We start from the raw sequence: 21,179 nt of genomic DNA on the forward strand, positions 1-21,179 counted from the left end.
CGGTCGAATTTGACGCGGTCGCGGTCCACCAAGATCCCAACGATGTTTCTTGGCCGCGTCATTCTGACGCCCGCCGAGTCACTCCCCTGGTACAACACGCTCGTCTGGACGTTCTTCGTGACGCCAGTGGTTTTCCTCGGGCTCGCGATCACCGGCGCAGGTCGAGCCGTGCGGCGCATGCGGGCGGAGCCGTTGGCCGTGTTGTTCGTCTTGCACTGGGTTTTCCTGTTGGTCCTTCGGGCGCTTCCCCATACGCCGGGGCACGACGGCGAACGCCAGTTTCTCGCGGCGTTCGGCTGCCTGGCCTTGGTGGTCGGAGTGGGGGCGGCGTCGGTTGTGGAGCGGCTTGGGCGTTGGGGACGTGGCCTCGTGGTCGCCGCGCTGCTTGAAGGCGCGGTCTCGATCGCGGTGATGATGCCGGTCCCGCTCTCTTACTACAGTCCGCTCGTAGGTGGGCTGCCTGGTGCGACCCGTCTCGGAATGGAACCCACCTACTACTGGGACTCCTTCACGGACGACGCCATCGACTGGCTGAACGAGCACACACCCCCCGGCGGCAAGGTTCTTTTCCCGACCTACCCGACGACCTGGCGTTATCTTCGCCAGTCCGGAAGGCTTAAGGTCCCTGTGGAGTACTTCGAGCCGGGCGTGTGGACATGGTACGTTCTGCAGAACCGTCCCGGCGCGTTCTCGCCTGAAGACCGGCTCTTGATCGAACGCGAGGGGGCGGAACATGTGCTCGTCTCGAAATGGGGCGTGCCGCTCCTCTGGGCTTTCCCCCATCAGGATCTCGAACGCGCCCGCGCCGACCTACAGCGAAAGCCGCCGCCGTGACCTCTCTTCCACCTCCTCTGGATCGAGCCGGTAGAATAGATCGGCCCAACGCCGAGCATCCCACCGAGCGAGGGGCCCCCGAGCCCTCCCTTGCCGCGGACACGCCTCGATTTCCTCCGCGCGACGTAGTGAAGCCGCCCCGGACCGGGAGTTTCGAACACTCATGAATCCCATCGTATTCGCGATGCGTCGCCCGGTTACGACGATGATGTTCGTCGTGGCCCTGATCAGCAGCGGCGTTCTCGCGTACAGCCGTATGCGCGTGGATATCTTCCCCGCGTTGAATACGCCGAAGATCTATGTCTTCCTCGACTACGTCGGGATGAGTCCGGACCAGATGGAGGGCTTCATCGTCAACCAGCTGGAGCTTTTCTTCCAGTACGTCGACGGCGTCCAGGACATCAATACCCGGAACATTCAGCAGGTCTCGCTGTGCGAGCTCTCCTTCTATCCAGGCACCGATATGGGGCAGGCGATGGCGCAGGTGGTCGCCATGTCCAGCAGAGCCATGTCATGGATGCCCAAGGGGACGCTGCCGCCAATGATCATGCGAATGGACGCCGGCAGCGTCCCCGTGGGCTACCTCGTCTTCGAGAGCGAGAAGACGTCGCTCGGGGCAATGGGAGACCTCGCGCAGAACGTGGTTCGCCCCCTGGTGCAGAAGTACGTTCCCGGTACGGTGGCCATCTCGCCGTTCGGTCCCAACATGCGGTCGATCATCATCAACGTCGACCCGCAGAAGCTCCTCGCCTACAACCTGAAACCTCAGCAGCTTGTGGAGGCTCTCGCCCAGGGGAACACCGTCGCCCCGGCAGGGAACATCTACGTCAAGGACTCGATGCCCCTCGTGTCCAACAACGCCACCGTGACCGACATTCAGCGGCTGGGAGACATCCCCCTACGGATCGGTGAGAACGTCTATCTTCGCGACGTCGCCTCGATCGCCGACGACACCGACATCACGTATGGATACGCTCTCGTCAACGGCAAGAAGTCGGTCTATCTGCCGATCATCAAGAAGGATACGGGCTCGACGCTGACCGTCGTCGCCGACGTCCATAAGTCGCTGCCGGTCTTCCGGGACGCCGTCCCCAAGGACGTTTCCGTCAACTTCGAGTTCGACGAATCGCCGACGGTGCTCGCCGCCGTCGAGAGCGTGGCGACCGAAGGCCTCATCGGAGCCTGCCTGACAGGCTTGATGATCCTTCTCTTCCTCGGCGACCTCCGGAGCGTGATCGTCGTCGTGGCGAACATCCCGCTGGCCCTCATGGGATCCTTGTTCGGGCTGTGGGTGACGGGAAACACGATCAACATCATGTCGCTGGGCGGCATGGCGCTGGCCATCGGCATTCTTGTCGATGAGGCGACGGTGACCATCGAGGCGACGCACGTCCAGATGCAGAGGTCTTCCAACATCGCCACGGCGGTTCTGCATGGAAATCTGATCACGGCGGTTCCTCGGCTGCTGGCCCTTTTGTGCATTTTGTCGGTCTTCATCCCGGCCTTCATCATGGGCGACCCGTTGCGCTCGCTGTTTATGCCGCTGACGCTGGGCGTCGGCTTCGCGATGATCGCGTCGTACATCCTTTCCAGCACGTTCGTTCCGATCATGTGCGTCGCGCTCCTCAAGCACAAGGAGCATGAGGACGAGGAGGCGGGCGTCTTCGGGCGCGTCTTGAAAGGCTATCGCAAGCTCGTTCACGCGTTCGTCGGATGGAAGTTGATCGTGGTCACGGCCTACCTGGGGGCATGCGTCGCGGTCCTGGCCCTCCTGGGGCTGCAGATCGGGACCGAGCTCTTCCCTCAGATCGACTCGGGACAGTTCGTGCTTCGGTTCCGGCCTCCACCGGGCTCGAACTTCGACCTCACTCGCGAGATGGCCGTGAAGTGTCTCGCGGTGATTGAGGAGGAGGCCAAGGCGGAGAACATCCAGATCTCCATGGGCTTCGTCGGCCAGGTCGCGCCGAACTTCGGCATCGACAACATGGTGCTCTTCATGCGCGGGCCGGACGACGGCCAGCTCCGGGTCGCTTTGAAGGAGGACAGCGGGATCAAGCTGGAAGAATTGCGAGAGAAGCTTCGTGACGCGTTGCCTAAGCGCGTCGGAGGATGGTTGGCGAAGCGGTTGCAGGATGGAGGGCTTCCCCAGGCCGAGGCTGAGCGTCAGTCGAAGACGGCTCTTTATGGGTTCGAACCCGGCGACATCGTGACGAACGTCATGAGCTTCGGATCCCCGATGCCCATCGCCGTTCGGATCGTCGGCACCGACCTGAATTTGGTCCGCCAGCATGCGGAGAAACTCGCCGCGGAACTGAGGAAGATCGACACACTCCGCGACGTCCAATTCCAGCAGCAGCTCGACTATCCCACCGTCGAGGTCACGGTGGACCGGGAGAAGGCGGGACTTAGCGGCGCCAGGATCGAGGACGTCGTCCACGCTCTCGTTATGGCGACGGCTTCCACTCGTTTCGCCAACCTGAACTACTGGGTCGACGTGAAGACCGGCTTCGACTACCTCGTGCAGCTCCAGATACCGCCCAAGCGGCTGGACAAACCCGAGGACGTCGAGACGCTGCCGCTCGAATCGGTCAACCCGCTGATCAACCTGATGATTCGCGACGTCGCAAGCGTCGGACGGGGCGTCCGTCCGGGCGAGATCGACCGCGACATGTCCCAGCGTTACTTGACGCTCGTCGCGAACGTCGAGGGCGTGGACATGGGTCGGGCGTCCAAATCCGTTCAGAAGGCCATTGACGACGCCGGGGAGGCCCCTCGAGGCGTCCGCGTCGAATTGATGGGCCAGCTTCCGCCGATGATCGAGATGTTCAAGGCTCTGGGTATCGGCCTGGGCGTGGCCGTCTTTGTGATCTTCGTGCTTCTGACGGCCTACTTTCAGTCGCCGCGACTCGCCTTGATCTCGATTGGTGCGGTGCCGGGCGTGCTCGCGGGCATCGCGACGATCCTGTACTTCTGGAATACGTCGTTGAATATCGAGTCCTTCATGGGCTCGATCATGTGCCTGGGCGTCTCGGTGTCGAACTCCGTCATGCTCGTGACCTACATGGACGAGTACTGGAAGGGGGGATCGCCACCGTCGGAGGCGGCCGTCAAGGGGGCGGGCGACCGTCTTCGGCCCATCCTCATGACGGCCTGCGCCATGAGCGTCGGGATGGTGCCGATGGCCCTGGCGCTGGAACGCGGGAGCCAGATGCAGGCACCGCTGGGAAGGGCCGTGATCGGCGGACTCGTGATGTCGACCTTCGCAACCCTCCTGGTCGTTCCGTCGATCTTTGCGTTGGTTATGGGGCGAAGGAAGGCGGAGTCGCCTTCGATCTATCCAGACGACCCGGACAGCCGTCACTACGACCCCGACGTCTTCGTCGATCAGTCGCATGGCGCGCCCGGCCACGGCCCGGCTCATCACGCGGCGGAGGAGGTTGAGGAAGACGACGACGGAAGCAGTCGCGGACAGGTGCCTGGCCGCAAGAGGGAGGTGGAGACTCGGCACGAAGAAGACGCCGTCGCCTTCCTGCGGCGGATTCTTGACGAGGCCCGAGCCAAGCGTCACGACATGGTGACTCATTACACGGTCGACGACCTCCGCGCCGCGCTCGGCTTCACTCGAAGCGATCCCCCAGAGGCGGAATCTCCTCATACTAACGGCGACGACGGCCCGGCTTCCCCCGATCATGACGACCTGCACGGAGGCCGATGATGTCGAGCTTTGGATTTCGCCTAAGCATTCCCGAAACCGCTGCGGCGCTCGTGCCGCCGAGCTTTCCCACCCCCACGTCAGTCGTCCCTCGTCGGAGGTCCCCGATGCATCGTTCGATTCGTTGCCGGGTTTCGGGCGGCCTCCTCGTCCTTGCGGCGCTGAGCGCGACAGGGTGCGGTCATGAGGAGAAGAGCCGCTATACGAGCGTCTCAAAGCCGCAGCCTGTCCAGATTGTCAAGCCGACGCCGCGAACCATCGTTCGAACTGTGGGACAACCGAGCTTCATCGAGAGCTATGAGCGAACCTCGATCTATCCCAAGCTGACCGGCTACATCGAGAAGTGGAACGTCGACATCGGCGACAAGGTCAAGAAAGGCGACGTGCTCGCCAAGCTCTTCGTGCCCGAGCTGGTCGAGGATTTCGGGACGAAGAAGGCCACGGTCGTTCTGGACGAGCATCGCGTTGAACTGGCGCAAAAGCTTGTGCAGGTCGCCGACGCGGACCTGAAGGCCTCGCAGGCGGCCCTGGCGGAGTCGCGCTCGATCCTGGGCAAGTACACGGCGGAGGTGGAGCGCTGGGATATCGAGGTCAAGCGACTCGACCGCGAGGTGAAACGAAACGTCGTCGATCCTCAGATCTTGCTGGAATCGACCAACCAGTTGAAATCCAGCACCGCCGCCCGCGACGCCGCTCAGTCGTCGATCGACAAGGCCCAGGCCGACGTGCTCTCGCGTGAAGCGGCCCTCGCCAAGGCCAAGGTGGACGTCCAGGTCGCTCAGGCTGACCTGGCGGTCGCCGAGAGTGAGAAGAAGCGAATCGAGGCGTGGGTCGGCTACATTACGCTGACCGCCCCTTTCGACGGGATCATCGTCACGCGCAACGCCAACACGGGAGACTTCGTGCAGCCCTCATCGGGCGACCCTACGGCGTTGCAACGTTCGCCGAACCTCTCTCCGTCAGGCCTGGCGGCGCCGATCTACACCGTCGACCGGACCGACATCGTCCGGATCTTCGTCGACGTCCCTGAACAGGACGCCAACTACGTGCAGATCGGGACGAAGGCGAGCGTACTGGCCCGGGCGTTCAGCGACGAGCCGATCTCGGGATCGGTGACGAGGACCTCCTGGGCTCTCAATATCAAGAGTCGCACGCTGCGGGCGGAGATCGACCTTCCGAACCCCGAAAGCCGTCTGTTGCCGGGGATGTACGCGTATGCCAAGGTCCTGATTGAGCGCCCGAACCTGAAAGCCCTGCCGGCTTCGGCGCTGGTTCGGCTCGGGGACCAGACGTACTGCTGGCTCTTCCGCGACGGCAAGGCTTACCGCACCGAGGTCCGCACCGGAATCACCGACGGCGATTGGTTCGAGATTACGGATATCAAGAGGGAGGCCGCCGCGAAAGGAGACGACGGCTGGAGGCCGATTGACCCCTCGGATCAGGTGATTCTCGGCGACCTCTCCATCCTGGCCGAGGGTGAACCGGTCGAGATCTCCACCCCCGAGGCCGAGAAGAAGCCGGCCACGGCAAGTAAAGCTGCGTCGGGAAATCCGGCTGGATAAAGAATAAATGCAGCGGCGGCGGTCTGATCGTCCCGATCGTTAAGGTCGTTCGTGTTCGGGCGGGCTCAACTCGGCGTGACTGGTCGATATATCTCTCGTGATCGATGAATCGGTCTCGGAGAGTAGGCGGAAGGATTTCGCCGAACGATCGACGACGTCGAGGATGTTGCGATGGATCGAACCGTCTGGACATGGACGTCCGCGGCCGCCCTGGCGCTGCTGCTTTCGTCGACACCGATTCAGGCCCAAACGCCCGCCTCGCCACTGGCGCCCGACGTCGGAACGCGCGACGAACTTCCGTCGGCTTTGCCTGAAAGGCCTTCGCTGGCCCCGACCCCGGCGAACCCGTTGGCGACGGGTCTGGAGATGAAGGCGGCGCCGTTCGATGCGAACGACGTTCGGTTCCCGATCAACCTGGCGGCGGCGTTGCGGCTGTCGGACGCGCGGCCGCTGATCGTGGCCGCCGCCCAGGCCGGCGTCTGGGTCTCCGAGGCTGAACTGACCCGCGCCAAGCTCTTGTGGGTTCCCACACTCAACCTCGGGTTCGATTACACGCGGCACGACGGCGGCGGCCCCGACTTCAACAAGGGGATCATGACCGCCCCCAGCGTGAACTTCTTCTACGGCGGCGGCGGGCTGACAGGAACCCTCTACACGGCCGACGCCGTTTTCCAGCCGCTCGCCGCACGTCAGACGCTCAACGCGGCCCACTGGAACGTCCAGACCGCCAAGAACGACGCCCTGCTGCAGACCGCCGACGCCTACTTTCGAGTGCATCAACAACGCGGCATCTATACGGGGACGCTCTACAGCGTCGAACGCGGCCGAGCACTGCTCAACAGAATCGATGAACTCAGTCGCGAGTTCGTCCCCAAGGTCGAGGTCGACCGAGCGCGGAACATGCTCGCGGAGTTGGAGCAGAGGGCCGTCATGGCCCGCCAGGAATGGAAAGTGGCAGGTGCGGATCTCACCCAGATCCTGCGACTCGACCCCCGCGCCGTTCTGGAACCCGTCGAGCACGACCACGCGCAGATCACACTCATCGATCCGGGCCGCGCTCTGGACGATCTGATGCCGATCGCATTGACCAATCGTCCCGAGCTCGCCGCTCACCAGGCTCTCGTCCAGGCGGCGATGAATCAGATCCGCGCCGAGAAGTGGCGACCGGCGCTCCCCAACGTCATGCTCAACGGCTTTCAAACCCCCAGCGAGTTGATCCAGGCGGGCGTCTTCGGCCTGGGTCCGAACAGCAGCATGAATCAGTGGAAGGCCAGGGCGGACGTCAGCATCCAGCCCCTCTGGCAGCTTGAGGCGATGGGTCTGGGGAACCTGGCCCGGATCAAGGAAGCGCGGGGGATGCAGTCGCAGCAGATCATCAAGTTCCTGATGAATCAGGACGCCGTGGCGGCCGACGTCATGCGGGCCCAGGCGCGGGTGCAATCGGCGGCGGCGCGAGTGCATCAAGCGGATCGAGCCCTACGGACGGCGATTATTACGTTCAACGGAAACTACGAGGGCCTCCGCCAAACAACCCGGCTCGGGGACGTTCTGGTTCTCGTCAATCGCCCGCAAGAGGCTGTCTTCGCCCTTGAGCTTCTTCAGGTGGCCTTCGACGAGTATTTCTCGACGGTCGGCGACTACAACCGGGCCCAGTTCGAGATGTTCCACGCCCTGGGCTATCCGGCCCGCGAGGTCGTTCAGCTCAACACGCCTGGCGAGCCGCTGCCGGTGGATGTCACGCGTCCTGCTTATCTGCCGCCGGTCGGCGTCGGGCCGCCGCCGGCGACTCGCTGAAACCGTCGACTCCAGCGTTGAAAAGGTCTTCGATTTCCGTGGAAGAGGGAGGGTCGTCCGTGTCCGATCGACCGAACGCCAGGTATCTCCCGAGCGTCGAACCGCTGGAGAGGAAGCAACTGCCCAGCGGGCTCGCGACGCATGCGGCCGGTAATCGCCATCGGGCTGCGGCGGAGACCCAGTCGAATGCGAGTCCCGCCGTGGACTCGAAGCCGACGGTCGGATACCTCGTCTACCGCATCACCAATCCAGACCGCTACAACTCCGTCGTCAAGCCGCCCTTCCAGCAGGTGATGGTTCAGCGCGACCAGCCAGTTGCGGGCCAGCAGTACAACATCCTTTCGATCCTGGTCCGCAATGGGACGGCCAAGACCTTCACTGCTGCTGACAACCTCCAGGTCAAACTTTCACAGCAGAACTACGACACCCCTGTGTTAACCGGCGACCAGCAATGGAAGCCCGGACAGTGGATCGTCTTCTATGTGCTGACAAAGAAGTATTACCCGGTTCCCTCGCAGGTGAAGTCGGGCTTCCTGTTCAACCTCGAAGGGGCGCGCTCGGTTGCGGTTCCTGGACCCTCGGGCATCTTCCAGAGGATCACCTACGATCCCGACAAATTCGCCAAGATGCTCGACTGGATCACGGCCTACGGGCCGGGCTCGCAGGGAGGCGCGGGCTACAAATATGGGCTGCCGGTGACGAACGTGAATGAGATCGTCTCCGCCAAGACGAACCGGATGGACTTCGGCGGCTACTTCTGACGGCTCGTGAAGTCGATCGGACCGTCTCGCAGCAAGGAATCGGGGGGAGGGGGCGAGGATCGCCATGTTCAATCGGGTCGGACGATCGCTGTTCGCCGCGACGGCCTTTCTCACAGGGCCGGCCGCGACGCTCTGCGCGGCGCAGACGCCAGAGGCGGCCGCCCCGACGTCCGCGCAACTGGACGCCATGCCCTCGACAGTCTCCCCGGCGATCGCTCGCTTTCTCCGCGAGAACGGAGACCGGGCGATCCCTGATTCTGCACCTCGTCCCGCAGTCTCCCCGACGCCTGTATCGGCCGTTGAGCAGCCCCCGTCTTTGACGCAGGAGCCTTTGCCCGCCCCTGCGCTTCCAGACGCGCCGCCAGTTCCGGCGTCGGTCTATCCAGACCCGTCCAACCCGTTGGCGACGGGGATGGAGCTAAAGGCGGCGCCGTTCGATGCGAACGACGTTCGGTTCCCGATCAACCTGGCGGCGGCGTTGCGGCTGTCGGACGCGCGGCCGCTGATCGTGGCCGCCGCCCAGGCCGGCGTCTGGGTCGCCGAGGCCCAACTCACCCGGGCGAAGGTGCTTTGGGTGCCGAGCGCTCTCGCAGGATTTGATTACACGCGGCACGACGGCGGCGGCCCCGACTTCAACAAGGGGATCATGACCGCCCCGAGTGTCAACTACTTCATGGCGGGCGCCGCGGGCGGTTTGTACGTCAATCTGACCGACGCGATCTTCGAGCCATTGGCCGCGCGGCAGGCCCTGAATGCGGCTCACTGGAACGTCCAGGCCGCCAAGAACGATGCGCTGCTGCAAACGTCCGACGCCTACTTCCGGGCCCACCAGTATCGTGGGATGTTCGCCGGGGCGCTATACACCGTCGATCGCGGTCACCAGTTGATCCGATTGATCGATAACCTGAGCGCCGAGCTGGTTCCGAAAGACGAAGTCGACCGAGCCCGAAACCTGGTCGCCGACCTGGAGCAACGGGCGGTGCTTGCGCGTCAGGAGTGGCGCGTGGCCGGGGCTGATCTGACGCAAGTCCTTCGACTCGACCCTCGAGCCGTCCTCGACCTCCAGGAGCACGATCACGCCCAGATCACTCTGATCGACCCGGGCCGATCGCTCGACGAGTTGATGTCGATCGCTCTGGCTAATCGGCCTGAACTCTCCTCTCGGCGCGCGGACGTCCTGGCGGCGGAGATCCGGATTCGACGCGAGAAGATGAGACCGGCGCTCCCGCTTGTGACCTTGAACGGGTTCCAGCATCCAGGCTTCACGCTTCAGGCGGGCGTCTTCGGTCTGGGTCCGAACAGCAGCATGAACCAGTGGAAAGGAAGAGCGGACGTTTCGCTCCAGATGATCTGGCAGTTCGAGGGCCTTGGCCTGGGTAACATGGCCCGAGTCAAGCAGCAGCGGGGCAACGAATCAGCGGCGATCGTTGAACTTCGTCGCCGTCAGGACGAGGTTGCGGCGGACGTCATGCGCGCTATGGCTCGCGTTCAATCCGCGGCGGCGCGTGTCCATCAAGCCGACCGAGCCCTTCGCACGGGGATCATCGCGTTCAACGGCCACCTTGAAGGGTTGGGTCAGACGCGACGTTTTGGCGATGTGCTCGTTCTGACCTTCCGGCCGCAAGAGGCGGTGTTCTCATTGAACTTGCTCAGCAAGGCGTTCAAAGAGTACTTCTCGACGGTCGCCGAGTACAACCGGTCGCAGTTCGATCTTTTTCACGCACTGGGATATCCAGCAAACGAGCTGACCCTGCTGAAGCAACCCGGAGATCCCGTCCCGGTGAACGTGGATCGACCGGCGTATCTGCCCGCGGTCGGTCATGGTCCTCCCCCGGCGACGCGCTGAGCCCAAGCCGTATTTGGATAGGAGAGCGATTATGCGAATCAAATCGATCACAAGTCGGGCGGGGCGGGCCGCGGCGGGGCTGATGCTGGGCGTTGGGCTCATCGGAACCGCGACGATTTCCGTATGGTCCGACGATCACGTCTATCAGGACCAGATTCGGCCCTGCTCTCGCGGTTGCAGCCTACAGCACAGCCATCGCTCGGCACCGGGCGTTGGAACCCTCGGGTACGGACCTCCAGGACCTCATCCGGGTTTCCAGGGTTTCGGCCTGGGTTATCACAAGGGTTACGGCTACGGTGGAGCGGCGCTCGGACCGGGGGCGGAGGGGGGCTATCCGTTGTATGGAGGGCCTGGTTATCCGCATCCCTGGCCGACGCTTCGGCGGATCGGGGGGATCAATCCGTTCCCATATTACGGCGGCCCTGGTGGACCGACGCCGACGTGCCCGCAGTACTTCGGCGGGGTCGGCCCGCTCGTCCAGGACAAGCCCGTCGTCACGATCATCGGCGGAAACGAGAACGAGAGCTACGGAGGCTTCAGCGGCATGGTTCCGTATCCGCCTGAGACCTTCGCCACCGGCACCGCAGCGGCTGCAGGCGAGACCTCGCAGCCGGCCGATGCTTCTCCCCGCTGAGGCTTTCGCGATCGGTCGACCGATGCAGGATCACGGACGCTGCTCTGAAACGCCACCGAAGATCGACTTCCACGCGCACGTTCCGTGGTCACGCTGAGTCGACCGCTTGGCCTCGATCGCCACTGGACGCCGATCCTTCCGACGATCGCCTTCGTTCTGGTTGGGAGGGGCGACCCACGACCTTGGCGGCGAGTTGTACCACCCCAGCGGTTCGGCGCCGTCAAAGGGCTCGGCGCGCATGGCCCTTGTTTAGAATCGTCCCTGATTCGTCGTCTGGAAGCTATCGATGCAGTGTCCGCTCGGTTACGCTATTCGACTCCTATCGAAGCAGAGGAGGACGCTAGGTCATCACCTTTCGATGATCGAATCGCAAACCACACGGTGATCGTGGGTTCAGCCTCGTAGCCGCGTCTTCCTCCCAAATCGGTGAACCCACCTCCGGGAGGATTCGACGCCATGACAAGAACGACGTTGCATCGCCTCGTGCTGTTTGGACTCGCCTGCGCAGCGGCGGGAAGCAGTCAAGTCGCTCTCGCCCAGTCCACCAAGAAGCCGAACATCCTGGTCATCTGGGGCGACGACATCGGGACGTGGAACATCAGCCACAACAGCCGCGGAATGATGGGATACAAAACGCCCAACATCGACCGCATCGCGCGTGAAGGCGTCTCGTTCACGGACTATTACGGCCAGCAGAGTTGCACCGCCGGCCGCGCGGCGTTCATCGGCGGCAACGTGCCGGTTCGAACGGGGATGACGAAGGTCGGCCTCCCTGGGGCGAAGGAGGGCTGGCAGAAGACCGACGTCACCATGGCCACGGTCATGAAGAGCCTTGGCTACGCCACGGGACAGTTCGGCAAGAACCACCAAGGCGATCGCGACGAGCATCTCCCCACGATGCACGGGTTCGACGAGTTCTTCGGCAACCTCTATCACCTCAACGCCGAGGAAGAGCCTGAAAACCGCGACTATCCCCGCGACATGAAGCTTGCCAACGGCAAGACATTCCTTGAGACCTACGGCCCACGCGGCGTTCTGAAGTGCAAGGCCGACGGCAAGGGGGGGCAGACGATCGAGAACACCGGTCCGCTGACGAAGAAGCGGATGGAGACGATCGACGACGAGACCAGCGCCGCCGCCAAGGAGTTCATCAGCCGCCAGCATAGCGCCAACCAGCCGTTCTTCTGCTGGTGGAACGCCACTCGTATGCACTTCCGCACCCACGTCAAGGAAGCCGATCGCGGCAAATCGGGACAAGACGAGTACAGCGACGGCATGGTGGAGCACGATGGGCACGTCGGGCAGCTCTTGAAGCATCTCGACGACCTCGGCCTGGCGAACGACACGATCGTTTTCTACTCGACCGACAACGGCCCTCACTACAACACCTGGCCGGACGCCGGCACGACGCCCTTCCGCAGTGAGAAGAACTCAAACTGGGAAGGCGCCTACCGCGTTCCCGCCTTCGTGCGATGGCCCGGACACTTCCCCGCCGGGACGACGCTGAACGGAGTCGTCGCCCACGAGGACTGGCTGCCGACTTTCGCCGCCGTCGGTGGAGATCCTGATATCTCGGCCAAGATCAAGGCAGGCGTCGAGCTCAACGGTCGCCGTTACCACAACTTCATCGACGGCTACAACCAGCTCGACTATCTCAGCGGTAAGTCGGAGGCTTCACCCCGGCGCGAATTCGTCTATGTGAATGACGACGGCCAGATCGTGGCGATGCGCGTGGGCGACTGGAAGGCGGTGTTCCTCGAGAATCGAGGCGAGGCCTTCGGCGTCTGGCGCGAGCCCTTCACGGAACTCCGCGTTCCGCTGCTGTTCCATCTTCGCCGCGACCCCTTCGAGAAGGCCCAGCACAACGCGAACACCTATAACGATTGGTTCCTGGACCATCCCTTCGTCGTCGTGCCGATGCAACAGATCGCCGCACGCTTCCTGACCACGATGAAGGAGTACCCCCCGAGCCAGACGCCGGGGTCCTTCAACCTGGAGAAAGTCCAGAAGATGATCGAGGCTGGGGCTTCCGGCCGCTGACGTCGCGAGACCAAGCCGCGGCGCGCCGTGATGTGCCGCCGCGGCACCAAGACCCTAACCCGACTCCTCGAACTCTGAGTGAAATCACTTCCCGTTTCGGTCCCGCTCGCAGGATTATCGAGCATGCCGACGCGGCGACCCGGTCATTACAGGCCTGAACAGATCGGCTCTCGCGTCGGCGGCGGCTGTCTTGCTGTCGAAGAAGCGTGAAGCTCGGGTTATGAGTCCGTCGTTTCCACCGGGCATCGTCCGACCCTACGTCGAACGAGCGAATGTCATGCTCCTAGAGAGTCGCGGCTTGCCACCGCCATCGACTGGGGAGATCACGCATGCAGTTCTTCCTTGTTCCTACGCTCCTTCTGGTGGCTGCGACCTTGGCCGTCACAGGAGGGGTCGACGAGCGGGGCCGGGATCGCAAGGTCCTTGAGACCGTCATCGCGGACGCGATGGACCCGAAGAATCCATTGAACGAGAACTACCTCATCTACCTCAAAAGGACGGGACGGAAGTTCGGCGAGGTGGTCGTCGTCGACGTCAAGACTCGGTCCCTGGAGGAACGGGTGGATGACCTCATCTATCTCGAATCGTTGGAGGCCGATGGAGAGATCCCGAATGGGCATTCGGCGGACCTGAAGCGACGCAACAAGGTAGGCCGATTTCCGCTGAAAGACCTCGGCATAGCCGACAAGCGAGTCCGGCTGGACGACCTTGGCGTCTTGCTCGGAGGCCGCGCGTTGCCCACATCCGGGGAGTTCCCTCTCGAGAAGAAATACCCGAACAACTTCGGCTACCTCCGTTTCTACCTACCGGGCTACTCGGCCGATGGTAAGACCTCGGTCGTGGTCACGGAGCATGGGCCGTCGCCGCATGGGATCGTCGACGTATACCACCTGGAGGAGTCGGGAAACGTCTGGAAGGTGAAGAGGAGATGGCGGCGAATCTACGAATGAAGCAGAGGCTCGTCGTCCGGTCGCGGTTGGATCGGACAGCTAAAGACGTCCCATGGTCGTCAAAATCGGCACGTCCTTAAGTTCGAAAACATAAGCGCCATTATCGGACCCACGCAAAGCCGCCCCTCGTCGCCGGATTACCTATGAGAATTCCCAAGCCCCGTCTGACCATCGGCGGCATGCTCGCCCTGGTGGCCCTGGCCGCCGTGATGATGACCTACCTCAGGCCCGCCGGCACGCGGATCGTGGAGGTCAAGGTCGGGACCGGCCCGCCGGTCAAGCAGGGGGACTCGGCGACCGTCCACTACGTGGGCACCCTGGCCGACGGCACGAAGTTCGACTCGTCGAGAGTTCGGAACGTTCCGGTCGAATTCAGCATCGGGACGGGCCACCTCATCCGGGGTTGGGACGTCGGGCTGATCGGGATGAAGTCGGGAGGGATTCGAAAGCTGATCATACCGCCCGAGGAGGGCTACGGGGCGTTGAAGGCGGGTCGCATACCCCCGAACTCGACGCTCTACTTCGAGGTCGAGCTGCTGGGGATAAAACCGGCCCTCTCTGCAGCGCCCGGCTCTGGTCCGCCTTGAGGCCGTTGGGATGGCAAAACATCAAGCCTATCATCGGGCTCACTGCCCAGGAAACCGCCTCCGCCCAGTGGTGGCTTCACGGTGGTGCTCGGCGCGACGGCCTATCGCAATTCTCTGTAAGAGGGCTGTTCGAGTTCTGATGAGTGCGTCGTCGGGGCTCCGAGTGCTCGGTGGAGCCGGAACTCGGAACGGTTGTAAGCCAATACGGCCGCCAGATGGTCGGCTCGGGCCTGGGCGAGGGCCTGGATGGGCTGGAGCACCTCAATGGGACGGGTGGCGCCGGGAAGTCCTGCGCCGCGGCGAATGTTCGTCAGGTTGAGGGAGAGAGACGCCTGAGCTTCGGGCAGCGCTCGAGCCGCCTGCTCCATCCGTCGCGAGGCTGCGATCCGCGCCTTGACGGACTGGACGACCTCGGCGGCGACCTTATCCTGCACCTTCAGAAGCTCGAGCTGCGCCGCGCGTTGCTGCGAGGCGCGCTGCCGGGTGATCGCCTTGTCGGCGAATCCCAGGTTTTGAAGCTCCCAGTAAAGGTTCACGTCGGCGTCGCTTCGGCTGGCGAAGTCGCCGAAGAAGCCGTTTACGCCGCCGCCGAACCCGCCGCCGGAGTAACGGAAGGCGAGGCTCGGGATCAACGGACGCATCTTCGCCTGTTTGAGCCGGGTGAGCGTCACCTGGACGAACGCCTGAGATTCGGCGAGCTCAGGGCGGTGCCTCAACCCAGTGGTGATGAGTTCGTCGATGGGAGATGACTCGGGGACCAGCCGGATCACGGTTTCCGGAGGCTCGACAGGCGCCACGACGATCAGGGGGTCAAGCCTCGTGCGCCGGACGAGCTCGGCGGAGGCGACCTCCAGTTCGCCCACGGCCGCCTCTACATTTTTTCGCTGTCGTTCTCGTTCGGCGGCCGCTCGGCGATGGTCGGCTTCCAGTCCGGCTCCGGTCCGAGCGTAGGCCTCGGTGAGGCTCGTCAACTCACCCGCGTTAGCGGCGGCTTCGCGAGCGATGGCGAGAGAACCCGCCGCCTGCTGCAGATCGAGATACGCCTCGGCCACCCCGAGAAGGGCGTCGTTCGTGGCCGTTTGGATGCCGGCGCGTCGGACCTCCACGACCTGCTTCGCCGCTAGAGAGTCGAAGATGGCGTCCGAGAATCGAAGGATAGAGGTCAGACCGGAAACCTGGGCCGGTCCGCCGGCCGGGACGGGTCCCGAAACGCTTGAGCCCGCCGCCGCCGTCCCTCCGAGGAACAATGAGCTCTTGCTGATCGTCCGGACCTGTCCCTCGACGACCTGAGCCTGACCGTCGTGCCGGATCCAGTTCGGCCCGAGGTAGATGCTGGGGAGCCACTCGACGCGGGCTTGCTGGAGATCCGCCACGGCTTCGCAGACGCGTTCTCGGGCGATGGCTACGTCCAGGTCGTTCGCCCCGGCGAGACGAAGGGCGTCTGCAAGGTCGATGGGTCTGATGACCTGGCCTTCGACGAGGGGACGCCCGAGAGTCTCCGCATCGTCGGCGGCAAGGGCCGTCGGATCTGCGGCAGGGGGAATTGAGTTCGGAAGCGGCTCAAGGCGCGAGTTGCTGCGAACCGGGGCTGCCGGCTCGTCGGGCCGCGTAGACGGCCGATCGGCTCCAAGCGAAAGGGTGGCGACAAGGAGTCCGATCAGCCGGACTCCAGTCACAGGCTTTTCGAATGACATCGGGCCCTCCCTGGCCGCGCAACCGCGTATCACTTCAATCGTCGTCGTTTTGACGCGTCGGCATCATCCGATTGCGTTCGAGAAGGCCCCTGGAGTTCACATGACGCCGGCCAGGTCGACAATTCGTCTAGCGCTTGGCGGTCTCGACGGGCTGACCGTCCGTCAGCGACGCTGAATTCGCCTCGACGACCTGTGAATCAGGACCAATCCCCGAGGCGATTTCGGTACGCTTTCCTTCGGTGAGGCCGACCTGGATTTCTCGACGCGTCGCTCGGCCGTCCTTCACGACAACGCAGAACGACTTACCTCCGTCCTTGAAGACGGCCGAGGCAGGCAGAGTCAAGACGCCTGCATGCTCGTCGGCGATGATCGTCGCGTACGCGTATAGGCCGGGTCTGAGGACCTCTTCCGGGTTGGGCAAATCGATTTCAACGAGAAGGGTTCGGGTCGCCGAATCGAGGGCCCATGCCGTCCGGGTCACGGTCCCTTCAAAGGTTTTGTCTCCGAGTGCCAGAAGCCTGACTCTCGCAGGGTCGCCGGGGTTGACGAACGGAGCATCCGCCTCGGGAACTCCGACCGAGATTGTCGCGACGTCGTGCCGAGCAACCAGGAATAGGGGTTCCCCCGACGTCCCGGGAGTCGTCAACTGGCCGCGATCGACCTTTCGGCGGACCACGACCCCGTCGAACGGGGCCTGGATCTTCGTGTAGGAAGCCATTGCCTCGGCCTGCTCGGCGTCGAATCGGGCGACCTCGACGTGCGAGTCCGCGGCCAGAACGTCGGCGCGTGCCTTGTCCAGCATCGCTTTCGCCCGAACAACGGCCGCCTCGCCGGATCTGACCTGGGCGTTGACTTCGTCGCGAGCCGCCTGAGCGGCGCCGAGTTTGCTCCTGGTCTCGTCGACGAGGCTGCCGACGAGGGCCCGCTCTTGAGCAAGCTGTTGCACACGGGCGAACTCGGCGCTCCAGCGCTCGATCTCAGCCTCAGTCCGTCGAATGCCAGCCCGGATCTCGACGACTTTCGCCTCGGCGCTTTCCACCTCGGCCTGGGCAACTTCAACCGCGGCCGCGTCCTGCTTCCGCTCCGCTTCGGCCTGTCCGATCATCGCTCGCTTCTGCCTGAGTTCGGCCTCGATCTCAGGAATTCGGAGTTCAGCTAGTACCTGCCCCGCCTTCACACGGTCTCCAATGTCGACGAGAACGGTCTGGACGTAGCCGGCGAGCTTCGCGTGGATCGGGGTCAGTTCGACCGACTCGATCTGCCCCGGCTGCTCGGCGATTCGCCGGACCGTCGCCCGCTCGGGGACGACGGTCGCGACCTTTGCAACGGGGGACGGCTTTGGGGTCTCGGACAACGCCGCCGACTCACCGTGGATCCGATCGCAGCCCGCAGTGAAACCCGGAAGGAACGAGCAGGCGAACCACATCCAAATACGGGTAGTCGATCGCATCGCCCACGTTCGCCAATCTGAAGGTCGCTTCTTCATGGATGGAATCCCCCATCGCGTTCTGATGCTGCCGCAGGCGCGACGTGTGCGACCTCACGGACATCCCCGTTCAGATACGGCTCGGAGTCCTCGTGAAGGCGTGTGAAGTACGGGCTCTCCGGGTCGTCAGGGTCGACCGAAGCGGACTGGCGTCCTGCCCGGCTCTGGACGAGCGCGAAGACGGCCGGAAGAACGAACAGCGTCGCCGCTGTCGCCGCGAGGAGTCCCCCGATGACGGCCCGACCGAGGGGCGCGGTCTGCTCTCCCCCTTCGCCCCAGCCGAAGGCGATCGGGGCCATGCCGGCGGTCATCGCGCAGCTCGTCATCAGAATGGGCCTAAGCCGTCCAACGGCCCCATGAATCGCTGCATCCCGCGCATCGGCGGCCCCCTCGCGGCGGCGGCGCTCGGCGAAGGTGACGAGTAGGATGGCGTTCGCAACGGCGACGCCGATGGACATGATCGCCCCCATGAACGACTGGAGGTTGATGGTGGTCCCCGTCGCCCAGAGCGCCGCGACCACGCCGCAGACGACGGCTGGGGCGGTCGAGACCGTGACGAATGCGAGCCGGACCGATTGGAAATTCGCCGTGAGCAGGAGCAGGACGACGACGATGGATGCTGCGAGGCCGAATGAAAGGCCGGAGAGAATCTCACGCATCGGAGCGATCTGACCCCGGACGTCGACCATAACCCCCTTGGGGGGCTCGCCAGCCCGCGTCAACGCCGCCGCGACCTGGCGGGCGGCCGTCCCCAGGTCCTCGCCGGCGACGTTCGCGGTGAGACTGATGGACCGCTTCATGTTGTAGCGGTCGAACTCGCCGGGCATCGTCCCTCGCCGCACGGCCGCGACGTCGCGGAGGAGAAGCGAGGGCCCACCCGGCCTCTGCACGGGGATGGTTTCGACCTGCTTGACCGAGTCCATGATGGCTATCGGGATCTCGACCTGCACCTGATAACCGATGCCGGTTTTCGGGTCGGGCCAGTAGTTGGGCACCACGAATCGGCTTGAGGAAGTGGCTGTGACGAGGGATCGAGAGATTTCCTCAGCCGTGACCCCGCTCAACCCGGCGCGCTCGCGGTCGATGTCGACGACGACTGTGGGATAGTCGAGGGCCTGGGCGAATTGAAGGTCTCGGAGCGAGGCGACTTTCGCGAGCTCCTCCCGGACTTTCTCGGCGTGGGCTCGGACGTCGGCATAACTCGGTCCGCTTACGGTGACCTCGACCGGCGTCGGCGAACCAAAGCTCATGACGTCGCTCACGATATCCGCCGGCTCGAAGGAGAAGTGCACGCCGGGCATCGAGGCGGAAAGCCGATCGCGCAATTTTCGTTTGAGGGCCTCAACGTCGACTCCGGACGAATCGTGGAGGGCGACCCGCAGGAGGGCTTCCTCTGGACCGGCGGTCCATTGATAGATGGCGTTGATCGGGTAGCTCGATGGGATAACGCCGACGTAGCCGACGGAAATCTCGACGCCGCCGCTTCCCACCTCGTCGTCCACGGCGGCGAGAGCGGCCTTCGCGATCGTCTCCGTCTTCTCGATCCGGGTGCCGGCCGGCGCCTTGATGCGAAGCTGGAATCGACCTGCGTCGACCTGAGGGAAAATCTCCATGCCCAGCCTTCGGCCAACCCCGAATACGACGAGGCCCGCGAGGGCCAGATAGGCCGGCACGATAAGCCACCGGAGCATGACCACTCCCGCCACGGTCCGTTCGTAGGCATCGCACAGGCGACCGAAGAACGAACGTCGCGACGAGTGGGCGGCTGTCTGATGGTTGGATTTGAGCAGCCAGACCGAAAGGACAGGGACGAACGTGCTCGACAGCAAGTAGGAAGAAACCATCGCGAAGCCGACGGCCAGCGAAAGCGGGACGAAGAGGGCCTGCGCCGCCCCCTGCATGAAGAAAGACGGAATGAAAACCGCCAGGATACAGAGCATTGCGAGAAGTCGAGGCACGGCCGTATCGAGATTTCCCTGCCGAACCGCCCTGGCAACGTTCTCAGCGTCGCCTAACCGGGAATGGATGTTCTCGACCTCCACGGTCGCCTCGTCGACGAGGATCCCGATCGAGAGAGCAAGACCGCCGAGCGTCATCAGATTGATGGTTTGACCTGTGAGCCACAATGCGACGACCGCGCCGCAGAGGGCGAAAGGAATGTTCAAAACGACGACGAGGACGCTCCGCCAGTCTCGAAGGAAAAGCAACACCATGAGCCCGGTCAGAATCGCCCCGAGCGTCCCCTCGACCACAAGGCTTTTCATCGCGTTGGTTACAGTTGGGGACTGGTCGAATTCAAAGCTGACCTTGATGTCGTCTGGGAGTACGGCCTGCATCGAGGGGAGCGCCGCCTTCACGTTGCCGACGACGGACAGGGTGGAGGCGTCCGCCCGCTTGGTGACGAGGATGTAAACGGCCCGCCGCCCGTTCACGAGCGCGTAGCCGGTCGTCGTGTCGGAAGCGTCCTGAACGGTGGCGACGTCGCGTAGGTAGACAGTCGGGTTCGATCCGGGCCGGATGGGGATCGACTTCAGATCGTCGACCTGCTTCACGAGCGAATTGACCGGGACGATCGGCATCTCGTCGCCGATGCGGACGTTCCCCGAGGGGCTGATCGCGTTCCCCGAGACGAGAGCTTTTGTCACTTCATCGGGCGACATCCGGTAGGACCGGAGTCGGTCGGGGTCGATGCGAACGACGACTGTCCGCTGACTCCCTCCAAACGGAGGAGGAGCGGAAACGCCCGGAAGGCTCGCGAACATCGGCCGGACCTTGAAGAGGGCCTGGTCCTGGATCTCGCCGATGCTCTTCGTCTCGCTGGAGAGCACGAGGTAGCCGACGGGGACGCTTCCAGCGTCGAATCGGGTGATGAACGGCGAGACCGTGCCCGGCGGCATGAAGGCCCGCGAGCGGGTGACGTAGCCGATGGTCTCCGCCATCGCCTGGGCCATGTTCGTGCCCGGGTGGAAGTAGAGCTTCATCAGGGCCATGCCCTGAATGTTTTTCGACTCGACGTGATGGATGCCGCCGATGTAAAGGAAGTGATACTCGTAGTAGTTGGTTAGCAGCCCTTCCATCTGGGCGGGGTCCATCCCGCCATAGGGTTGGCAGACGTAGACGACGGGGAGATTCAGATTTGGGAAGACGTCGATGGGCATTCGGTAAAGGGCAAGCCCGCTGCCCAGGGCCGCCGCGACGACGACCACCATCACAGTCAACGGCCGCCGCATCGCGAAGATGATGGGGTTCATAACTCGCAAACTCTCCGGGCGGGGACGG

12 protein-coding genes and 1 pseudogene are annotated in these 21,179 nt (G+C 63.7%); 10 read left to right on the top strand and 3 right to left on the bottom strand.

The window, feature by feature from the left end; all coding sequences use genetic code 11:
- From G5C50_RS27990 to G5C50_RS28035, 10 genes and pseudogenes are all read left to right on the top strand, one after another.
- A pseudogene (locus G5C50_RS27990) lies at positions 1-834 on the top strand (glycosyltransferase family 39 protein); the annotation flags it as partial.
- A 163-nt stretch (positions 835-997) separates the two neighbouring features.
- The gene (locus G5C50_RS27995; protein ID WP_165074370.1) at positions 998-4,549 is read left to right on the top strand and encodes an efflux RND transporter permease subunit; all 3,552 of its coding nucleotides are present in this window, start codon (positions 998-1,000) and stop codon (positions 4,547-4,549) included.
- 104 nt (positions 4,550-4,653) lie between these two features.
- On the top strand, positions 4,654-6,108 hold the full coding sequence (locus G5C50_RS28000) for an efflux RND transporter periplasmic adaptor subunit (protein ID WP_165074372.1): 1,455 nt from the start codon (positions 4,654-4,656) through the stop codon (positions 6,106-6,108).
- A 171-nt stretch (positions 6,109-6,279) separates the two neighbouring features.
- Positions 6,280-7,902 (top strand): TolC family protein, encoded by a 1,623-nt coding sequence (locus G5C50_RS28005; RefSeq protein ID WP_165074374.1) that lies wholly within the window; start codon positions 6,280-6,282, stop codon positions 7,900-7,902.
- Positions 7,903-7,961: 59 nt separating this feature from the next.
- The gene (locus tag G5C50_RS28010) at positions 7,962-8,663 is read left to right on the top strand and encodes a hypothetical protein (protein WP_165074376.1); all 702 of its coding nucleotides are present in this window, start codon (positions 7,962-7,964) and stop codon (positions 8,661-8,663) included.
- Between the two features lie 64 nt (positions 8,664-8,727).
- Positions 8,728-10,509: a TolC family protein gene (locus G5C50_RS28015; RefSeq protein ID WP_165074378.1), complete on the top strand. Its 1,782-nt coding sequence runs from the start codon at positions 8,728-8,730 to the stop codon at positions 10,507-10,509.
- 31 nt (positions 10,510-10,540) lie between these two features.
- Complete coding sequence (locus tag G5C50_RS28020; protein ID WP_165074380.1) at positions 10,541-11,143, top strand: hypothetical protein; 603 nt, start codon at positions 10,541-10,543, stop codon at positions 11,141-11,143.
- 456 nt (positions 11,144-11,599) lie between these two features.
- Positions 11,600-13,183, top strand: coding sequence for an arylsulfatase (locus G5C50_RS28025; RefSeq protein WP_165074382.1), 1,584 nt, complete (start codon positions 11,600-11,602; stop codon positions 13,181-13,183).
- A 329-nt stretch (positions 13,184-13,512) separates the two neighbouring features.
- The gene (locus G5C50_RS28030) at positions 13,513-14,133 is read left to right on the top strand and encodes a hypothetical protein (protein ID WP_165074384.1); all 621 of its coding nucleotides are present in this window, start codon (positions 13,513-13,515) and stop codon (positions 14,131-14,133) included.
- 143 nt (positions 14,134-14,276) lie between these two features.
- The gene (locus G5C50_RS28035; RefSeq protein WP_240907401.1) at positions 14,277-14,720 is read left to right on the top strand and encodes an FKBP-type peptidyl-prolyl cis-trans isomerase; all 444 of its coding nucleotides are present in this window, start codon (positions 14,277-14,279) and stop codon (positions 14,718-14,720) included.
- Positions 14,721-14,821: 101 nt separating this feature from the next.
- Here G5C50_RS28035 and G5C50_RS28040 read toward each other — a convergent pair whose 3' ends face one another.
- From G5C50_RS28040 to G5C50_RS28050, 3 genes are all read right to left on the bottom strand, one after another.
- Positions 14,822-16,414, bottom strand: a complete 1,593-nt coding sequence (locus G5C50_RS28040; RefSeq protein ID WP_165074386.1) for a TolC family protein — start codon at positions 16,412-16,414, stop codon at positions 14,822-14,824.
- Positions 16,415-16,541: 127 nt separating this feature from the next.
- A complete protein-coding gene (locus G5C50_RS28045; RefSeq protein ID WP_165074388.1) occupies positions 16,542-17,768 on the bottom strand; it encodes an efflux RND transporter periplasmic adaptor subunit in 1,227 nt (408 codons plus the stop codon).
- Between the two features lie 128 nt (positions 17,769-17,896).
- Positions 17,897-21,151, bottom strand: coding sequence for an efflux RND transporter permease subunit (locus G5C50_RS28050; protein WP_165074390.1), 3,255 nt, complete (start codon positions 21,149-21,151; stop codon positions 17,897-17,899).
- Between the last annotated feature and the right edge of the window lie 28 nt (positions 21,152-21,179).

The sequence above is a fragment of the Paludisphaera rhizosphaerae genome, assembly GCF_011065895.1.
In the GTDB taxonomy this organism is placed as follows: domain Bacteria; phylum Planctomycetota; class Planctomycetia; order Isosphaerales; family Isosphaeraceae; genus Paludisphaera; species Paludisphaera rhizosphaerae.